General features: G+C 42.2%; 16 protein-coding genes. 1 reads left to right on the top strand and 15 read right to left on the bottom strand.

The features are described from left to right. Positions 1-145: 145 nt before the first annotated feature. The 14 genes from rpsO to gpr form a co-directional block, all read right to left on the bottom strand. Complete coding sequence (gene rpsO / locus RCH61_RS02750) at positions 146-412, bottom strand: 30S ribosomal protein S15 (protein ID WP_306479806.1); 267 nt, start codon at positions 410-412, stop codon at positions 146-148. A gap of 172 nt (positions 413-584) precedes the next feature. Then, positions 585-1,487, bottom strand: a complete 903-nt coding sequence (locus tag RCH61_RS02755) for a bifunctional riboflavin kinase/FAD synthetase (protein ID WP_306479807.1) — start codon at positions 1,485-1,487, stop codon at positions 585-587. Between the two features lie 51 nt (positions 1,488-1,538). Continuing rightward, complete coding sequence (truB, locus tag RCH61_RS02760) at positions 1,539-2,471, bottom strand: tRNA pseudouridine(55) synthase TruB (protein ID WP_306479808.1); 933 nt, start codon at positions 2,469-2,471, stop codon at positions 1,539-1,541. A 4-nt stretch (positions 2,472-2,475) separates the two neighbouring features. Then, on the bottom strand, positions 2,476-3,492 hold the full coding sequence (locus RCH61_RS02765; RefSeq protein WP_306479809.1) for a DHH family phosphoesterase: 1,017 nt from the start codon (positions 3,490-3,492) through the stop codon (positions 2,476-2,478). After that, positions 3,482-3,868, bottom strand: a complete 387-nt coding sequence (gene rbfA / locus RCH61_RS02770; RefSeq protein WP_178006418.1) for a 30S ribosome-binding factor RbfA — start codon at positions 3,866-3,868, stop codon at positions 3,482-3,484. Before rbfA ends, RCH61_RS02765 begins: the two co-directional genes overlap by 11 nt. A gap of 53 nt (positions 3,869-3,921) precedes the next feature. Next, positions 3,922-6,684, bottom strand: coding sequence for a translation initiation factor IF-2 (infB, locus tag RCH61_RS02775; RefSeq protein WP_178006419.1), 2,763 nt, complete (start codon positions 6,682-6,684; stop codon positions 3,922-3,924). 15 nt (positions 6,685-6,699) lie between these two features. Then, positions 6,700-7,023 carry a L7Ae/L30e/S12e/Gadd45 family ribosomal protein gene (locus RCH61_RS02780; RefSeq protein WP_178006420.1) on the bottom strand — a complete coding sequence of 108 codons (324 nt, stop codon included), beginning with the start codon at positions 7,021-7,023 and terminating at the stop codon, positions 6,700-6,702. Continuing rightward, positions 7,016-7,264 carry an RNase P modulator RnpM gene (gene rnpM, locus RCH61_RS02785; protein WP_442920443.1) on the bottom strand — a complete coding sequence of 83 codons (249 nt, stop codon included), beginning with the start codon at positions 7,262-7,264 and terminating at the stop codon, positions 7,016-7,018. Before rnpM ends, RCH61_RS02780 begins: the two co-directional genes overlap by 8 nt. A 44-nt stretch (positions 7,265-7,308) precedes the next feature. Continuing rightward, complete coding sequence (gene nusA, locus RCH61_RS02790; protein WP_306479810.1) at positions 7,309-8,523, bottom strand: transcription termination factor NusA; 1,215 nt, start codon at positions 8,521-8,523, stop codon at positions 7,309-7,311. A gap of 21 nt (positions 8,524-8,544) precedes the next feature. After that, the gene (gene rimP / locus RCH61_RS02795; protein ID WP_178006423.1) at positions 8,545-9,012 is read right to left on the bottom strand and encodes a ribosome maturation factor RimP; all 468 of its coding nucleotides are present in this window, start codon (positions 9,010-9,012) and stop codon (positions 8,545-8,547) included. Positions 9,013-9,231: 219 nt separating this feature from the next. Continuing rightward, the gene (locus tag RCH61_RS02800; RefSeq protein WP_178006424.1) at positions 9,232-11,475 is read right to left on the bottom strand and encodes a DNA gyrase/topoisomerase IV subunit A; all 2,244 of its coding nucleotides are present in this window, start codon (positions 11,473-11,475) and stop codon (positions 9,232-9,234) included. A 51-nt stretch (positions 11,476-11,526) separates the two neighbouring features. Next, on the bottom strand, positions 11,527-13,449 hold the full coding sequence (locus tag RCH61_RS02805) for a DNA gyrase/topoisomerase IV subunit B (protein WP_178006425.1): 1,923 nt from the start codon (positions 13,447-13,449) through the stop codon (positions 11,527-11,529). A gap of 238 nt (positions 13,450-13,687) precedes the next feature. Then, positions 13,688-14,896, bottom strand: a complete 1,209-nt coding sequence (locus RCH61_RS02810) for a stage II sporulation protein P (RefSeq protein ID WP_178006426.1) — start codon at positions 14,894-14,896, stop codon at positions 13,688-13,690. 57 nt (positions 14,897-14,953) lie between these two features. After that, a complete protein-coding gene (gene gpr, locus RCH61_RS02815; protein ID WP_178006427.1) occupies positions 14,954-15,940 on the bottom strand; it encodes a GPR endopeptidase in 987 nt (328 codons plus the stop codon). A gap of 231 nt (positions 15,941-16,171) precedes the next feature. On the opposite strand from gpr, the gene rpsT reads away from it, so the two are divergent. Beyond that, complete coding sequence (gene rpsT, locus RCH61_RS02820) at positions 16,172-16,435, top strand: 30S ribosomal protein S20 (RefSeq protein ID WP_178006428.1); 264 nt, start codon at positions 16,172-16,174, stop codon at positions 16,433-16,435. Positions 16,436-16,672: 237 nt separating this feature from the next. Here the strand turns inward: rpsT and ilvC are convergent, their stop codons facing one another. Continuing rightward, the gene (gene ilvC / locus RCH61_RS02825; protein ID WP_178006429.1) at positions 16,673-17,692 is read right to left on the bottom strand and encodes a ketol-acid reductoisomerase; all 1,020 of its coding nucleotides are present in this window, start codon (positions 17,690-17,692) and stop codon (positions 16,673-16,675) included. Positions 17,693-17,705: the final 13 nt, after the last annotated feature.

The following is a 17,705-nucleotide window of genomic DNA, read 5'->3' on the forward strand; positions in this document are numbered from 1 at the left end:
TAGAGCGAGGGCATCGCTCAATCATCTAATCTGATGATTTTGCGACACCCTCTGTTTTTTTGGCAATGGCAGATAATTATTGAATGCCACAAAAAAGAGAGAGCCAAAATAACTCTCTCTTCTCTCACTTTTCCAAAGTCCCGGATTATTTTCTAAGTCCGAGTTTCTCGATCAGCGCACGATATCTTTCGATATCTACTTTTTTAAGATATGCAAGAAGTCCTCTTCTCTGACCTACCATCTTAAGAAGTCCTCTTCTTGAATGGTGATCTTTCGGGTTTGCTTTGAAGTGATCTGTCAGCTCGTTGATTCTTGCTGTAAGAATTGCGATCTGTACTTCCGGTGATCCTGTATCACCTTCGCTTCTTCCATACTCTTTGATGATTGCCTGTTTTTTTTCTTTTGCGATCATGTTGTTAAATCCTCCTTAAAATACTTTTATAAACGCCTGACATTAAGTAACGGTCGGAGTGATCCAATTACCGAACATCGGCTGGTTTTCTAACCTCAAGTAGTATATCACAGACTACTGATAATGTAAAGATTCTATTATTCAAATATTTTTCGAACTATTGCTGCATTTTTTAGGAATATAGATGAATTTGGAAAAATTCTTTTCCGTAAGACAGATCTTGCATCACTTGTTCTCTTAATTCGTCTATCGAAGAGAATTTCGTTTCCGGTCTTTCAAAACCGCAAAACTGCACGGTAATCTCCTTTCCATAGGCGTCGCCTTCATAATCATAAACAAATACTTCAACTAAACGCTTATGTTCTTCTGTAACCGTCGGCTTCACTCCTACGTTTCCAACGCCGTTATACCATCTTCCATCCATTTTTATGCGGCAAGCATATACGCCAAACCTTGGCAGGATCTTCTCTTGTTCCGGCTCGATATTCATTGTCGGAAATCCGAGTGTGCGCCCCAGTTGTCTGCCATGCTGAACAATTCCTGTAACAGAGTACGGATACCCCAACAATGCAGCAGCAAGATCCATATCACCTTGCGAAAGAGCCTCTCTGATGTAAGTACTGCTGATCACCGCTTTATCATAACGCTCTTTTTCAATAACATCCAGCGTATATCCTTTTTTTGCCGAAAACTTCTCCAGCATCTCTATGCTGCCGCGTTTCCCATATCCAAAAGCGAAATCACTTCCTACTACAATATGAGAGGCGTGAAGTTTTTTGCATAAAATGCGTTCAATAAAAACTTCTGCCTCCATTTCCCGCAGTTCTTTTGTAAACGGATATTCAATCAGAAAATCGATCTTTCCGTCAAGATATTCCCGTCTTTCTCTTTTAGTCATTAACGCTTCTCGATGCATATCGAACGCACAGAGAACACTTTTACAATCTTTATTTGAGTAACTGCATATTTTCTCGATCAGTTTTTGATGCCCTTTGTGAAGTCCATCAAATTTCCCGAGCGTTACTGCCGTTTTCCCTTTTCCATTATATTGTTCAATCCCCGTAATGTACTCCATGATCTCCTCTTTCTCTTAATTGTTCCACATTACATGAAATGAAAATTTCTTCTATTTTTCATCCGGATCAAAAAACATCTTCTCAATTCGGAATACTTGTTTTTGTTTTTGATAACGGTAGATTGCAATAAACCGTCCCTGTTCATCATAAACCCTGATTTTCTTACACTCATCCGGCACGCCTGAAAATTCTGCCGTCTGTCTTTCTTTCACAATTTCTCCCGGAAGGGGATTTCCGTTATATGCAAGCAAAGCCAAGCGCCCCTTTATGATCACTTTCGGATATTCTGCAAAAACTTCGTCTAACGGAAGTAAAATTTTTTCTAATCTTCCTTCTTCTTTTGCTTTTTCTACCTCTGAAATCTTCACACTGTCTTTCAGTTCAAATCGGCTCACTTTCGTACGCAGAAGCGATTCCATACATCCTCCGACTCCAAGCTGATCCCCAATGTCATTACACAGTGTGCGGATATATGTTCCCTTTGAACAGGAAACTTCCATCCTCACACGCGGAAGACTGATTTCCTTCACCTGAATATCGTAGATCTGTACCTTTCTGCTTTTGCGTTCTATGACTTTTCCTTCCCGCGCCAGTTCATACAGCTTTTTTCCGTTCACCTTTAAGGCAGAATACATCGGAGGAATCTGATCGTATTCTCCGACAAAATGAATTATGCAGTCTTTTACCCTCTCTTCCGCAAGTTCCATCAGATCATGTTCTTCCAAAACCGTTCCGCTAATATCCTGTGTATCTGTTGTTTTACCAAGCAAAAGTACAGCTTCGTATGTTTTATCTTTATCAGTCAATAAATCACACACTTTTGTTGCCCGCCCAAGACAAACAGGGAGCACTCCTTCCGCATCCGGATCAAGCGTTCCTGTATGACCGATCTTCCGCTGTCCGACAATTCCACGCAAACGGGCAACGACATCATGCGAAGTATAACCTTTTTCTTTATAAATATTTAAAATTCCGTTTATCATGATCCTATTCCTTACCGAATTCCTGAACCATGGAATTTTTTTCTTTTTGCTCTAAAACTTCAAATTGACGGGCAATCTGTTCTGTAATATTGTTGATCACATCATGTGCCGAACCAGCCATCGTAACGCCTGCCGCCCGCACATGTCCTCCGCCGCCAAAATGCTTTGCAATCACACTGACATCTATCAGATCTTTTGAACGCATGCTCACTTTATATTTATGTGGTTCAATCTCATGTAAGAAGATAGCAACCTCTACCCCTTTTGTCTGGCGAAGAACACTTACAATTCCTTCCAGATCAGACGGTTCTGCATGAAAGAACTCCATAGAATTCTTCCGAATTACCGACACAATACACTTTCGATCCATAATAAGCATACTCTCAAGAAGCGCTCTTCCCAGAATCTGATTTTGGACATATGTTTTCTCATAGAAAGTCTTTTCAATGATCTCATTTCCATTGATTCCTTTTCGCATGAGCTTTGCTGCATTTTCCATCGTTTCCGGTGATGTACAAGAATATCGGAACACTCCTGTATCATGAACAATTCCCATATAGAGTGCTTCCGCCGATTCCTGTGGGATACGCTCCTCATCCAAAAGCGTAACGACAAGTTCTGAAGTCGAGCTTGCATCAGGTACAATATAATTCAAATCTGCAAATGCCTCATTGCTGATATGATGATCAATACATACAGATTCTTTTGCATTTTCGAAAAGCGGACGTGAAAATCCAAGACGCATCGGATCTCCGCAGTCTAAACAAAGAAACAAATCGTACAACGTCTCCTCATCTCTCAACTCAGAGTAAACTTCGTCCGTTCCTTTTATTAAACGAAAGGCTTCCGGAATTTTTTCCAGATAAACGTCGGTTTGGATCTCTGGATATTCCTGCTTCAGATAATGATACAGCCCCATCACAGAACCAATACAATCGCCATCCGGGCGGACATGTCCGCCCAGGGCAACTTTCTTTTTATCTTTTAAAAGTTGGTTTAAATCAAATTTTTCATTCTTCATCGGAATCACCGGCCTCATCTTTCAAATCCTTTGTGACTTCATCAATCTTCTTGCTTATATTTACGCCATACTCGATTGATTGATCTACAATAAACTTTATCTCCGGAGTATTTCTCATATTAATCGTACGGGCAAGTTCACGGCGTATATAACCTTCCGCGCTTTGCAGTCCTTTGATCGTATCCTGACGCGCCTTTTCATCACCCAGTACGCTGACATATGCTTTACATGTCTTCAGATCCGGCGCTACTTCCACTGCCACCACAGATGTCATGGGCGACACTCTCGGATCTTTGATCCCGCCACGCAGTATCTTACTCAGTTCTCTTTGAACTTCCGCATTTACACGGGTATTTTTTATGCTGTTTTTTCTCATTGATGTTCCCTCTTTTCATCTGCGAAATTAATTGTCCTGTTTCTCAATCAAATTTATTTTCTCTCAGTCTCGACCATTTTATAAGCTTCCACCTGATCTCCTTCTTTGATGTCATTATAATTTTCGAATACAAAACCGCACTCATATCCGGCTCTTACTTCTTTCACATCGTCTTTAAATCGTTTCAAAGATGCAAGCGGTCCGTCAAATACAACAATTCCGTCACGGATCAAACGTACCGAACAATTTCTCTCAAAAATACCATCCTGAACATAGGATCCCGCGATTGTTCCGACTCCGGATGCTTTGAATGTCTGACGAACTTCTGCATGGCCGAGAACTTTCTCTTCAAATACCGGATCAAGCATTCCCTTCATTGCCGCTTCCACATCTTCAATCGCATTGTAAATGACTCTGTAAAGTCTCAGATCAACGCCTTCTCTGTCTGCAATCTCTTTTGCCGTCGCATCAGGACGAACGTTAAATCCGATAATGATCGCATTAGAAGCTGAAGCAAGGCTGACATCTGATTCATTAATTGCTCCTACACCGCCGTGAATGATCTTAATTACAACTTCATCATTCGAAAGTTTCAAAAGACTCTGCTTGATTGCTTCTACAGAACCTTGAACGTCTGCTTTTACAATGATGTTCAGTTCTTTCAAATTACCTTCCTGGATCTGGCTGAACAGATCGTCAAGAGACATTCTTGATTTTGTCTCATCGAGAAGTTTCACTTTATTCTGAGCGATAAATGTTTCCGCAAAGCTTCTGGCGTCTTTTTCAGAATCACATCCTACAAACACTTCTCCTGCGTTCGGAACGTCATTTAATCCAAGAATCTCTACCGGCTGAGACGGACCTGCCTCTTTTACTCTTCGTCCTTTATCATCCATCATCGCACGAACACGGCCATGTGCGCTTCCTGCCGCGATCGCATCTCCTACATGAAGCGTACCTTTCTGAACGAGAACTGTCGCAACAGATCCTTTTCCTTTATCAAGCTCTGCCTCGATCACAAGACCTCTCGCCGCACGATTCGGATTTGCTTTCAATTCCATAACTTCTGCCGTCAGAAGTACCATTTCAAGAAGCTCAGGAATTCCTTCTTTTGTATGCGCGGATACCGGAACAAAAATTGTGCTTCCGCCCCAATCTTCCGGAATCAATTCATATTCTGTCAATTCCTGTTTCACACGCTCAATATTTGCGCTCGGTTTATCAATCTTATTAATTGCAACTATAATCTCAATTCCGGCAGCTTTCGCATGATTGATTGCTTCCACTGTCTGTGGCATTACACCGTCATCCGCTGCTACAACAAGGATAGCAATATCTGTAGAACTTGCTCCTCTCATACGCATTGCTGTAAACGCTTCGTGTCCCGGTGTATCAAGGAACGTAATTTTTTCTCCGTTTGCCTCCACAACATACGCTCCGATATGCTGCGTAATACCGCCTGCTTCGCGGTCGATCACATTTGAATGGCGGATCGCATCAAGAAGAGACGTTTTACCGTGGTCTACATGCCCCATTACGCATACGACCGGAGGACGTTTTGTCATCAGATTTTCATCCTCATCCTCTTCTTTGAGAAGTTCTTCAATCACATCCACAACTTCTTCTTTTTCACAGAGAACTTCAAACTCCATTGCAATCTCCTCTGCAGTATCGTAATCAATCTCCTGATTCACTGTTACAACTTTTCCCTGAAGGAACAGTTTTTTCACGATCACAGACGGAACAATCTTCATTTTGTCAGCAAGTTCCTTGATTGTAAGCACTTCCGGAATTACGATCTGTTTGATCTTTTCTTCTTTTTTCTCTTCTTTTGGCTGCGGTCTTTTTACTTCGGCTACCTGCTTCTGTTTCTTGCCTTTCTTTCCTTTTCCGTCAAATGCTTCGTCTCTGTATTCTTTTTTCTTATTGTCACGTTCTTTATCTTTCGCTTTATTGCGCTGACTCTTCTGCTGCTCTACGATTGAAGCTGCAACATCATCTCGGCGGGATTCTCTTTTTTCCCTGTCCTGACGACCATTCTGTCCGCTCTGTCTGCGGTCTCTGTCATTGCGTCCCTGACCCTGTCGTCCATCTCCAAAAGAACGGCCTCCCTGACCTCTGTCCTGACGCGGACGATCATTTGATCCTCGGTCAAATCTTCCCTGTCTTTCAGAAGATTTTCCGTCTCTTCCCTGTCTTTCTCCCCGGTTCTCCCGATTTTCTCTTACCGGACGGTCTGATGACGGTCTTGCGTCTCGATTTTCTCTTACCGGACGAGTATTGTCAGATTTTCTTTCTTTATCAGATGCTTTTTCATTCTGTACCGGCGCCGCTTTTTCCTGACGTACTGTCTGCGGTTTCTCTGCCGCCTGGCGCTCTGCCGGTTTTTCTGTTTTCGCCTCCGTATTCGGACGCACAGCTGCCGGCTTTTCCGCTGTCGGTTTTACCGCCGATGGTTTCTCCAAACGCGTTTCTTTTGCCGTCTGACGCTCTGCTGTCTTTCCCTCGTTCGGACGGGTGTTTTGCTGCGGACGTGCCGGTTTTTGAGCCGGGCGTTTTCCCTGAATCCGGCTGCTGTTTTTTGAATTCTGAGGACGGATCACAAATGCCAGATTTTTCTTTTTCGGCGCGTCCTCTCCCGCTGTTTTTGATTCTGCTTTTGCCGTTCTTTCTTTTCGGATTTCATCTGCCATGCTGTCCTCAATAGAACTCATATGGTTTGACACCTCCACATTCTTTTTATGCAGTAAATCGATAAGCTCTTTATTCTCCATTCCAAGCTCTTTCGCAAGTTCATGTACCCTCATTTTTGTCATATTACAACTACCTCCTTATGCAATATCCTCTCGGTTTTTCAGCTCTCTTTGAATTCCATCTGCAAATCCTTCGTCAAGTATCGCCAGAGATGCACGGAATTCTTTTCCCATTGCATGCCCTAAGGTATCTTTATCTCCGTAGAAACAAAATGGAACTTTATAAAACTTACACATATCCCGAAAATTTTTCTTCGTGTTCTCTGATGCGTCACCTGCGACAATGACAAGCTTCGCTCTGCCTGATTTCGTCTCGCTTTCCGTCATCGTCTCGCCGCTTACACATTTTCCAGCCTTCATCGCCAGTCCGATCAAGGAAAGGACTTTATCTCTTTTACTCAATCTCGCCCATCTCCTTTTCCATTCTCTCGTATACTTCCGGCGGTATTGCCTGCTTAAATGATCGTTCCAATCCGCGGTTCTTTACCGCTTTTTGAAAACATTCTACACTTCGGCATAAGTAAGCGCCTCTGCCGTTCGCTTTCCCAAGCGCATCCACGACGAATTCTCCGGTTTCTGTCCTGAGTATCCGCAGCAGTTCTTTTTTAGGTTTCATTTCTCCACAGCCTACGCATTTACGCATAGGGATTTTTTTATTGACTGCCAAATAACCCACTCCTTTAGTTCTTACTCATTATCCGTCTCAACAAATTCAATTTCTTCCGGCTCATTGCCTTCATCATTTCCTTCTTCCTCAGTGAACTCCTCTTTATATTCCTCGTCATACTCTTCTTCGTAGTCTCCGGTATAACCTTCCTCACCTACAAGTCCCATCTGTTCCATATAATTTTCCGGAAGTTCTCCTGCCTCGATTGCCTGAGTCTCACTCTTAATATCAATCTTATATCCTGTAAGTCTTGCCGCAAGACGCGCGTTCTGTCCTTCTTTTCCGATTGCAAGTGAAAGCTGATAATCAGGAACGATTACGCTTGCGATCTTTTCTTCCGGATCAGCCATTACAGAAATCACTTTTGCAGGACTAAGAGAATTTTCGATCAGCAGCGCCGGATTTTCATCCCAGTTGATGATATCAATCTTTTCCCCGCGAAGTTCCTGAACAACCGCGTTGACTCTTGCGCCGTTCATTCCCACACACGCGCCTACCGGATCTACGTTTGGATCATTTGACCATACAGCCATCTTCGTACGGGAACCGGCCTCTCTTGCAATACTTTTAATTTCTACCGTACCGTCTCTTACTTCCGCTACTTCTGCCTCGAAAAGACGTTTCACAAGTTCCGGATGTGTACGGGACACAAGGATCTTCGGACCTTTCGGTGTATTCTTCACTTCAACGATATAAAGTTTGATACGTTCCGTCGGCTTAAAGTGTTCCCCTTTCACCTGCTCATTTTCTGTGAGCATTGCGTCAGCTCTTCCAAGGTTGATACTAATATTTTTGCCGACATAACGCTGAACAACACCCGTTACAATATCTTTTTCTTTCTCAAAATACTGGTCAAACACTACTTTACGCTCTTCTTCACGGATCTTCTGAAGAATCAGATTCTTCGCATTCTGTGTTGCAATACGCCCAAACTCTTTTGAATGTACAGGGATCTGTGCGATATCTCCGATCTGCAGTGCCGAATCCAGTTTTTCAGCTTCTTCAAGACTGATTTCCATTGCCGGATCAAATACTTCTTCCACTACCGTCTTCTCTGCATATACAGAATAATCGCAAGTGTCACGATCCATGATCACTTTAATATTGTCTGACGTTCCAAAATGATTCTTACATGCGCTGATCAGTGAATTTTCAATCGCATCCATCATAACATCTTTGCTGATATTTTTTTCTTTCTCAAGAATTGTCAACGCTTCTTTTAACTCTGTGTTCATTTTTTCATTTCCTCCTAAAATTTAAAAATCCAAAGCAAGACGGATTAAAGCTATCTCTGACCGTTCAAATACCTGTTCTGTCCCGTCCTCATATTCAATGGTCACAGTGTCCTCATCAAACTCTTTCAAAATACCGGTAAATTCTTTCTGTCGGTCGATTGCCCGATAAGTGCGTATTTCCACTTCTTCTCCGATACTTCGTTTAAAATCCTTTTCCTTTTTTAATGGTCTTCCAAGTCCCGGTGAACTTACTTCAAACACATAAGAATCCGAAATATAATCTTTCTCATCGAGAACATCTGAAAATCTTCTGCTGACTGCCTCACAGTCGTCTACCGTAATCCCTCCCGGTTTGTCAATATATGCCCGAAGATACCATGTTCCTGCTTCTTTGACATATTCTACATCTACCAGTTCAAATCCAAGTTCCGACACGATAGGGTCTAAAAGTTCTTCTGTTTTCTGTTCGTATTCTTCTCTTCTTGACACGCGATACTTCCTTTCTTCCTGATCAGCAGAATCGTTCTGCCTATCCACTTCTGTTTTTCAATGGGGTCACAACTAAAAATATCTGCAGGATATTTCTGTTGTATGCATAGCAACAAAGAAGAGTGAACTTTCGTTCACTCTTCTGCCGGATTTCTATGTAACTGCTATCAGTATAGCACTGTTTTTTTAATAATGCAAGGTTTCTGCACTATTTTCGCTTTATTTTCGCGCTTTTGTTCCTGTTCCATCCCGTTTTGCCGTCTTCAGTCTGTTTAGAGTCACTTCTTTTTCATTATATGTAATCTTTGTCTCCGTTCCCTCTTCAAAAAGGTAAACATTGTCCAACTCATCCTTTTTCTGAAGCCGGATTCCTCTTACACCTACTGCGGCTTTCTTCTTCACCGGAACATCTGAAGCAGGGAATCTGAGGAAATAACCGCTTTTTGTCTGAAGAACAACATGCTTATTTTCATTGATCACCTGCACGCTTAGCAGAAAATCTTCTTCCTGAAGTTTCGTTGCGGCAATCGTCCTTTTAGACACTTGAAATTCGCTGCCGTCTACTTTCTTTATCATTCCTTGCGCTGTCGTAAACAAAAACATTGCAAAACGCATCTGTTCAGAATCGTATACAGAGACGATCTGCTCATCTGCACTGGAATAGTTACTGATATTATCGATCGGAACTCCTTTATCCCGGAATTTTCCATGCGGGAGATCAAGAACTTTCACCTGATGCATTTTCCCTTTGTTTGTAAAAATACATATTTTCCCTGTATTCATACAATGTACTACATATTTATTCTCGCTGTCTGCCGCTTCTTTATTCCGCTCATAAACAGCAGTATCCACTGTTCTCGCGTATCCGAAACGATCCATTAAAAAGACAACTTCCTGCTCTTCGATTTTCTTTTCTTCAAACACAGCTTCTTCTGCATTTTCAACAACTGTACGGCGCGGTTTCGCATACTCTTTTTTAAACGCATTTAATTCTTCAATGATTACCTCTGCCATAGAATCATAATGATTAAGAATATCTTCATAGCGGGCGATATTTTTCAAAGTCTGCTCATGTTCTGCAATCAACGCCTGCACTTCCAAACCGATCAGACGATACAGCCGCATTTCCAGGATCGCTGTTGCCTGCCGTTCGGTAAACCGAAGAAGAACTGCCATCTTTTTCGAAATTGAGGACTTAAACGTAATATTGTCGGTCACCCCGTTTACAAGACATGCTTTCGCATCTTTTACTGATTTACTTCCCCGAAGAATCTCAATGATAAGATCGATCACATCGCATGCTTTGATCAATCCTTCCTGGACTTCACTTTTTTCCTTTTCCCTTCCAAGAAGTGTTCGATACTTTCTTGTCGCTAATTCAAATCGAAAATCCACATGATGTTCAATTATCTTTTTCAGTCCAAGCGTTTCCGGTCTGCCGTCTGCAACTGCAAGCATATTTACACCGAATGTGTCTTCAAGGCGTGTCTTTTTATAGAGCATATTTTTCAGATTTTCTACATCTGCCCCCTTTTTCAGCTCCAGAACGATACGGATTCCTTCTTTAGAAGACTGGTTCGAAATATCTGTGATATCCGTCGTTTTCTTTGACTCGATAAGTCCTGCCACATCATTCAGAAATTTTCCGATCCCTGTCCCGATCATCGTGTAAGGAATTTCACTGATCACAAGCTGTTTTTTACCGCCCTTTATCTCTTCTGCTTCCACTTTTCCACGAATCCGGATCTTTCCCTGACCTGTTTCGTAAATAGAAAGCAGGTCATCTTTATTGACAACAATTCCACCTGTCGGAAAATCAGGACCTTTTATATATTTCATCAGTTGTTTCGTACTGATCGAATCATTCTTGATATATGCTTTTACAGCATCAATCACTTCGCCAAGATTATGAGGCGGAATACTTGTAGCCATACCGACAGCAATTCCCTCCGCTCCATTTACAAGCAAATTAGGAACGCGAATCGGCAATACCATTGGTTCTTTTTCTGTCTCATCAAAATTCGGACCGAAATCTACCACATCTTTATCCAAATCAGCAAGACATACTTCTTGAGTAAATTTCGTCAGCCTTGCTTCTGTATAACGCATTGCAGCGGCGCCGTCTCCTTCTATAGAGCCAAAATTTCCATGCCCGTCCACAAGCGTTATCCCTTTTTTAAATTCCTGCGCCATCACTACAAGCGCTTCATAGATCGAACTGTCTCCGTGGGGATGGTATTTACCCATAGTATCTCCCACAATACGAGCACATTTTCGATATGGCTTGTCATAACGGATCCCGAGTTCGTACATATCATAAAGTGTACGTCGCTGTACCGGCTTAAGTCCGTCTCGCACATCCGGAAGCGCCCGGGAGATGATTACGCTCATTGCATAATCAATATATGATTTCTTCATAAGATCTGAATATTCGGTTCTTATGATCTGTGATTCACTGTTCATTTCTCGTCTCCTTCCTTCCACTTATACACAGGACAGGATTTTTATTTTCCGTCAGACATCCAGTTCCGCCTCTGTTGCGTTTTCATAAATAAATGCGCGCCGCGGCGGTACTTCCGTTCCCATAAGCATCTCTGTCACACTGGAGGCCATCCTTGCGTCTTCAATCTCCACCAATTTCAAAAGCCGGCGTTCAGGATCCAAAGTTGTCTCCCACAACTGTTCTGCATCCATTTCCCCAAGACCTTTATATCGTTGAAGAGTGAAGGAACCTTTCTGTGTTTTCCGATATCTTTCAAGCGCTTTATCATCATAAAGATATTCTTCTTTCCCGTTTTTCGGCATAGCTTTATAAAGGGGAGGCATGGCAATATATACATGTCCCTCATAAATCAGTTCCGGCATAAAACGATAGAATAAAGTTAGTAAAAGTGTCGATATATGCGCGCCGTCTACGTCTGCATCCGCCATGATTATAATTTTGTCATAACGAAGTTTCGTAATATCAAAATCATTTCCGTACCCTTCAGAAAACCCACATCCAAACGCATTGATCATTGTTTTGATCTCTGCATTTGCCAAAACTTTATCAATACTTGCTTTTTCCACATTCAATATTTTCCCACGAATAGGCAGGATCGCTTGAAAATTCCTGTTCCGCGCCGTCTTTGCAGAACCGCCGGCAGAATCTCCCTCTACGATAAAGATCTCACATTTTTTCGGATCTCTGCTCTCACAATTTGCAAGCTTTCCATTACTATCAAAGGAATATTTCTGTTTTGTCAGAAGATTCGTTTTTGCCTTTTCTTCTGTCTTACGGATTTTGGCAGCTTTTTCCGCGCTTGACAATACGGTCTTCAAGACATCAAGGTTACGATCAAAATAAAGAACAACTTCATCTCCGGCAACTTTGCTTACTGCTTTCGCAGCATCCGGATTATCAAGCTTTGTTTTTGTCTGACCTTCAAATCTAGGGTCAGGATGCTTGATCGAAATGATCGCGGTCATTCCGTTTCGGATATCCGCTCCGGTAAAATTGGGATCTTTATCTTTCAAAATTCCGATTTCTCTGGCATATTGATTCATCACCGTTGTAAATGTCGTTTTAAATCCGGTCAGATGCGTACCACCTTCGGCATTATATATATTGTTGCAGAATCCAAGTACATTTTCATGAAATTCATTGACATACTGAAATGCTGCTTCCACTTCGATCCCATCTGCGTCCCCGTGAAAATAAACAGGTTCATGAAGCGCCTCTTTTTTCTTATTAAGATCCCGGATAAATCCTGTGATTCCTTCCGGCTCATGATACTCGATATGTTCCGTCTGCTCGCCCCTTTTATCCTCAAAGATAATTGTCAGTTCCGGATTCAAATATGCTGTCTCGTGCAGTCTGCTCTTTACTTCCTCCGCACGAAATTTTGTTTTTTCGAAGATCGTATCGTCCGGCAGGAAATTAATCGTTGTCCCTGTCTTTCTTGTCTTGGCAATTTTCGGAAGAAGTCCGTCTTCCAAATCAATCACCGGAATTCCTCGCTCATATCTGTCATGATACACCGCACCGTCACGGCTGATCTTCACATCCATAAAGGCTGAAAGGGCGTTTACAACCGAAGAACCGACGCCATGAAGTCCTCCGCTTGTCTTGTAGGCTGAATCATCAAACTTGCCTCCTGCATGAAGCGTCGTAAACACGAGTCTTGCCGCAGAAACTCCTTTTTGATGCATATCAACCGGTATTCCTCTTCCATTATCCGTCACGGTTGCTGTGCCGTCCTTCTCTAACGTAACGCTGATCTCCGTACAAAATCCCGCCAAATGCTCGTCCACTGAATTGTCTACAATTTCATAGATAAGATGGTTCAATCCTTTCGTAGACACACTTCCTATATACATTCCGGGGCGTTTCCGCACTGCCTCCAGACCTTCTAATACAGAGATACTCCCTGCATCATATGTATGATTTCCCGCCATTTACTTTCTCCTTTATCGCTCATTCCCGTTCTATTTGTGCTGTATTCACCGGTTCCATATACTTTGCGCCGGATATGAATATTCTCTTTCACATTATAACGAGATTGTACCCTCAGACGAAGGATTTCATCATCCTGTTCATCTGAGGGTATTATTTTTAATGATACCACTCGTTATAGTTCTTGTAAATAGCATTTTTCAAAGCAAATGCCTCTGTCAAAAAAGCCAGTTCCTTCCATTATTCCAATATCACTTCACACAGCGTATCTGCCAAAACTTCCATTGCGTTTTTCATTTCTCCTACCGTATTTGTCTGTGCTCCCGCCTCGATCAAAAGAGATTTTGGAAGCAGATGCAGATTATATCTATATGCCCGTAAATAAATATGTCTTGCAAACCCGGGGTACATCCGTTCTGATGCAAGCTGCATTTGAAGGGAAAATGCCAGATTATCTTGTATGTATGGATTATAAAGATAGTCAATATCTCCATTTGTCCGTGAACGGCTCAATCCATTAAAATACATAATTTTCGCCGTCGGTTTTCCGTTGACTTCCGTAACTAAATGCGTTCCTTCCGCAACGCCGTCTCTGTGGAGATCAATCGCTACTTCGATCGTCGGATTCGCCTCAAGGATCGGACGAACGGATGCCTCGGCATTTTCATATGCATTACTTCTGTCAAGCTGTCCGTTAATAATATCATATACACCGGTATCATGAATCGTTTCCACTCCGCGCTTGTTCAGAAGTTCACATAAATACTCTCCCACTCCGACAATACTCGTTGCAGGATCTCCTGGGATCGAATCAACAAATTCTTCCTGAGAATGTGTGTGAAAGATGAGTACTTTCGGACCGTTCTTTGCAGAGTTGATTTTCATGCTTCTGCCAAGAAGATCATCTGCATTCAACTGTTCCGGTCCGATCATAGTAGAGCTGTCCACCGTATAAAAATTGCCGAGCAAATAATCAAAATCTCTCAATTTTTCAATCGACATATCGATGACAGATCCGTTTGTTCCGGCAGACGTCTGGGAGTTTTGTACCGTTTCCGGAATTGCTTCTCCGACAAGATTTCCATTTTCATCGATCCGATTTTCATCATTCGCCTGTGCTTCTAATATTTTGGCAGCAGTTTCTTTGTCTTCCACAGGAAATCCTTCTCTTTTATGACTGATCGCATATCCCGCCGTTGGCAGAAAAAGATATGACTGCTCTATGAAAAACTCATGAACCGTTTTTTGAGGTTTCCGGTTCAAATACGCAAGTCCCGGCATGTACATTTCCTCAGCATTCGAAAAAATATGAGTCTGGATGCCATACAGCCGTGCTGACCATGCCTCCTTTGAAATAAAACAGAGAGCTGCCATCACAAAAAATACAAAACGTATTATCCGATTCTTCCGTTCTCTCTCTTTTTCCATGATTCGAAATCGATCTGCCATCTGACATCGCCCTCGTCTTTCTATTACTTCTGACAGTGTATGCCCTGTTTTCTCTTCTTATGCTTCCTGACCGTCTCCACATCCCGAAAAGAGCATATTAATTGCTTCCGCCAACGTATGGCTGATATGATGAACCATTTCGTCAACATCTTTCGGCGTTACGAACATCCCGTTTAAATGAGGGGAGATCAATTCTTTTACAAATTCATATTTTTCTCCGGCGTTATAAGATCGAAGCACTTCTCCTACTCCTTTCAGAGACTCTGATGATTCAAGCGCTAAAATAAAATTTTCCATTGTATCATTTACAATGGTTGCCGCATCGACAACTGTCGGAACGCCGATCCCTATGACCGGTACACCCAGCGTTTCCTTTGTCATTCCATTCCGATGGTTTCCGACGCCGCTGCCGGGATGGATTCCCGTATCTGCGATCTGTATCGTCCGATTCAGCCGCTTACTGTTTCTTGCTGCCAAAGCATCAACTGCTATCACAACATCAGGGTTTGTCTCTGAAACAATTCCTCGTACAATTTCCGCACTTTCCATTCCGGTCTGTCCCATGACTCCAGGAACAATCGCACTGATCATTGGCGCATCGTCCGTTCCCATTGCATACTTACCATACTCTTTCACGATATGACGGGTTACGGACAAATGATCCGCTACACAAGGCCCGAGAGAATCAGGAGTTACTTCTCTGTTTCCTAAACCTACTACAAGAATAGATATATCTTTGCTTCTCAGCTCAAGCTTTCGGATCAATTCTTTTATATAGGAACAAATTTTTTCCGCAATCAGCATTTGATTTTCCGCATCAGGCATTGCCAAATCCGGTGTTTCAACCGTCAGATACGTTCCAACAGGTTTCCCCATCGCCTTAGCTCCGTTTTCTGTTTTGATTTCAACTCTCGTAATACGAAGCTCTGTTTCTTCGTCATAATCTTCTTCAAGAACCACCCCTGAAATTTCAACATTATCCGATTCGAACCGTTCTTTTTCTTCCAGCGCAAGATCTGTACGCACACTATAATTTCTAATCATATCTCATCCTCACTTCCTCTGTTCTAGTCGTCATATCCGTATAACTTCATATCAAAATACAATTTTCCCATATATAAGTTCCATAATTCCCAATATTTCTTAAAATATGTATTGACAAGCTTTTCGACTTGGCATAAAATAAATGAGTATGTTTCAGCAGAACGTCCGTGTCCGAGTCTGCGGAAACTCAAATTACATTTGAAATCATAGATATATATGGAGGTGTACGCATTGGCTAACATTAAGTCTGCTAAGAAAAGAATTTTAGTAAACGAGACTAAAGCTGCAAGAAACAAAGCAATTAAATCTAAAGTAAAAACTGCTGTAAAGAAAGTAGAAGCTGCAGTTGCTGCTAAAGATGTTGAAACTGCTAAGACTGCTCTTCACGCAGCGATTGTCGAGATTTCCAAAGCTGGAACAAAAGGTGTTTACCACAAAAAAACAGTTTCCAGAAAGATCTCTCGTCTTTCCAAAGCTGTAAGCAGCATTGCTTAATCTTATTCATAAAATTTATAGAAACGTAAAAGACATCTGCTCCCGTCAGGCAGATGTCTTTTTTGTTTCGATTAAATTCACCATTGCCAATCATCGGAAATACCAAAAGGCACATTCCGGGATTATAAGCGGTCGCCAAGGTCTCGGGCAAACCCGGATTTTGGCTCGTTGTCAGCAAAAAACGGGATGCACTGCATCTGCGGTGCATCCCGTTTCAAAACAAAACTTCTCTTTCGATTAGTTATTGATCAATTTATCTTCATCACTCCAGCTATAAAGTTTTCTGATCTCTGCTCCCACTTTCTCTGACGGATGTTCTGATGCAAGTTTTCTCATTGCACGGAAGTGTGCCTGACCGCCTGCTTCAGACATATCAAGAAGGAAGTCTTTTGCAAATGTACCATCCTGAATATCTGTAAGGATCTGTTTCATCGCTTTCTTCGTCTCATCTGTGATGATCTTCGGACCTGTTATGTAATCACCATATTCTGCTGTATTGGAGATAGAATATCTCATTCCTGCAAAACCGGACTGATAGATCAGATCTACGATCAGTTTCATTTCGTGGATACATTCAAAATATGCGTTTCTCGAGTCGTATCCTGCTTCTACTAGTGTCTCAAAACCTGCCTGCATCAAAGCACATACACCGCCGCAGAGAACTGCCTGCTCACCGAAAAGATCTGTCTCTGTCTCTGTACGGAATGTTGTTTCGAGAATACCTGCTCTTGCTCCACCGATTGCAAGTCCATATGCAAGCGCTTTATCCAATGCTTTTCCTGTATAGTCCTGCTCTACTGCCACGAGGCACGGAGTTCCTTTTCCTGCCTGATACTCACTTCTTACCGTATGTCCCGGAGCTTTCGGAGCAATCATCGTAACGTCAACATTTGCCGGCGGAACAATCTGTCCGAAATGAATATTAAAGCCATGTGCAAACATCAGCATATTACCTTCTTCCAGGTTCGGCTCAATATCGTTTTTATATAAAGCAGCCTGTTTTTCGTCATTGATCAGGATCATGATGATATCTGCTTTCTTTGCCGCTTCTGCTGCTGTATATACTTCAAATCCCTGCTCTTCGGCTTTCGCCCATGACCTGCTTCCTTCATAAAGTCCGATTACGACATTACATCCAGATTCTTTTAAGTTCAGCGCATGAGCATGCCCCTGACTTCCATAACCAATAATTGCGATCGTCTTTCCTTCGAGAAGGGAAAGGTTACAGTCTTCCTGATAATAAATTTTTGCTGCCATTTTACATTCCTCC

Origin of the sequence: Mediterraneibacter sp. (assembly GCF_030825015.1) — a bacterium.
Lineage (GTDB): Bacteria > Bacillota > Clostridia > Lachnospirales > Lachnospiraceae > Mediterraneibacter.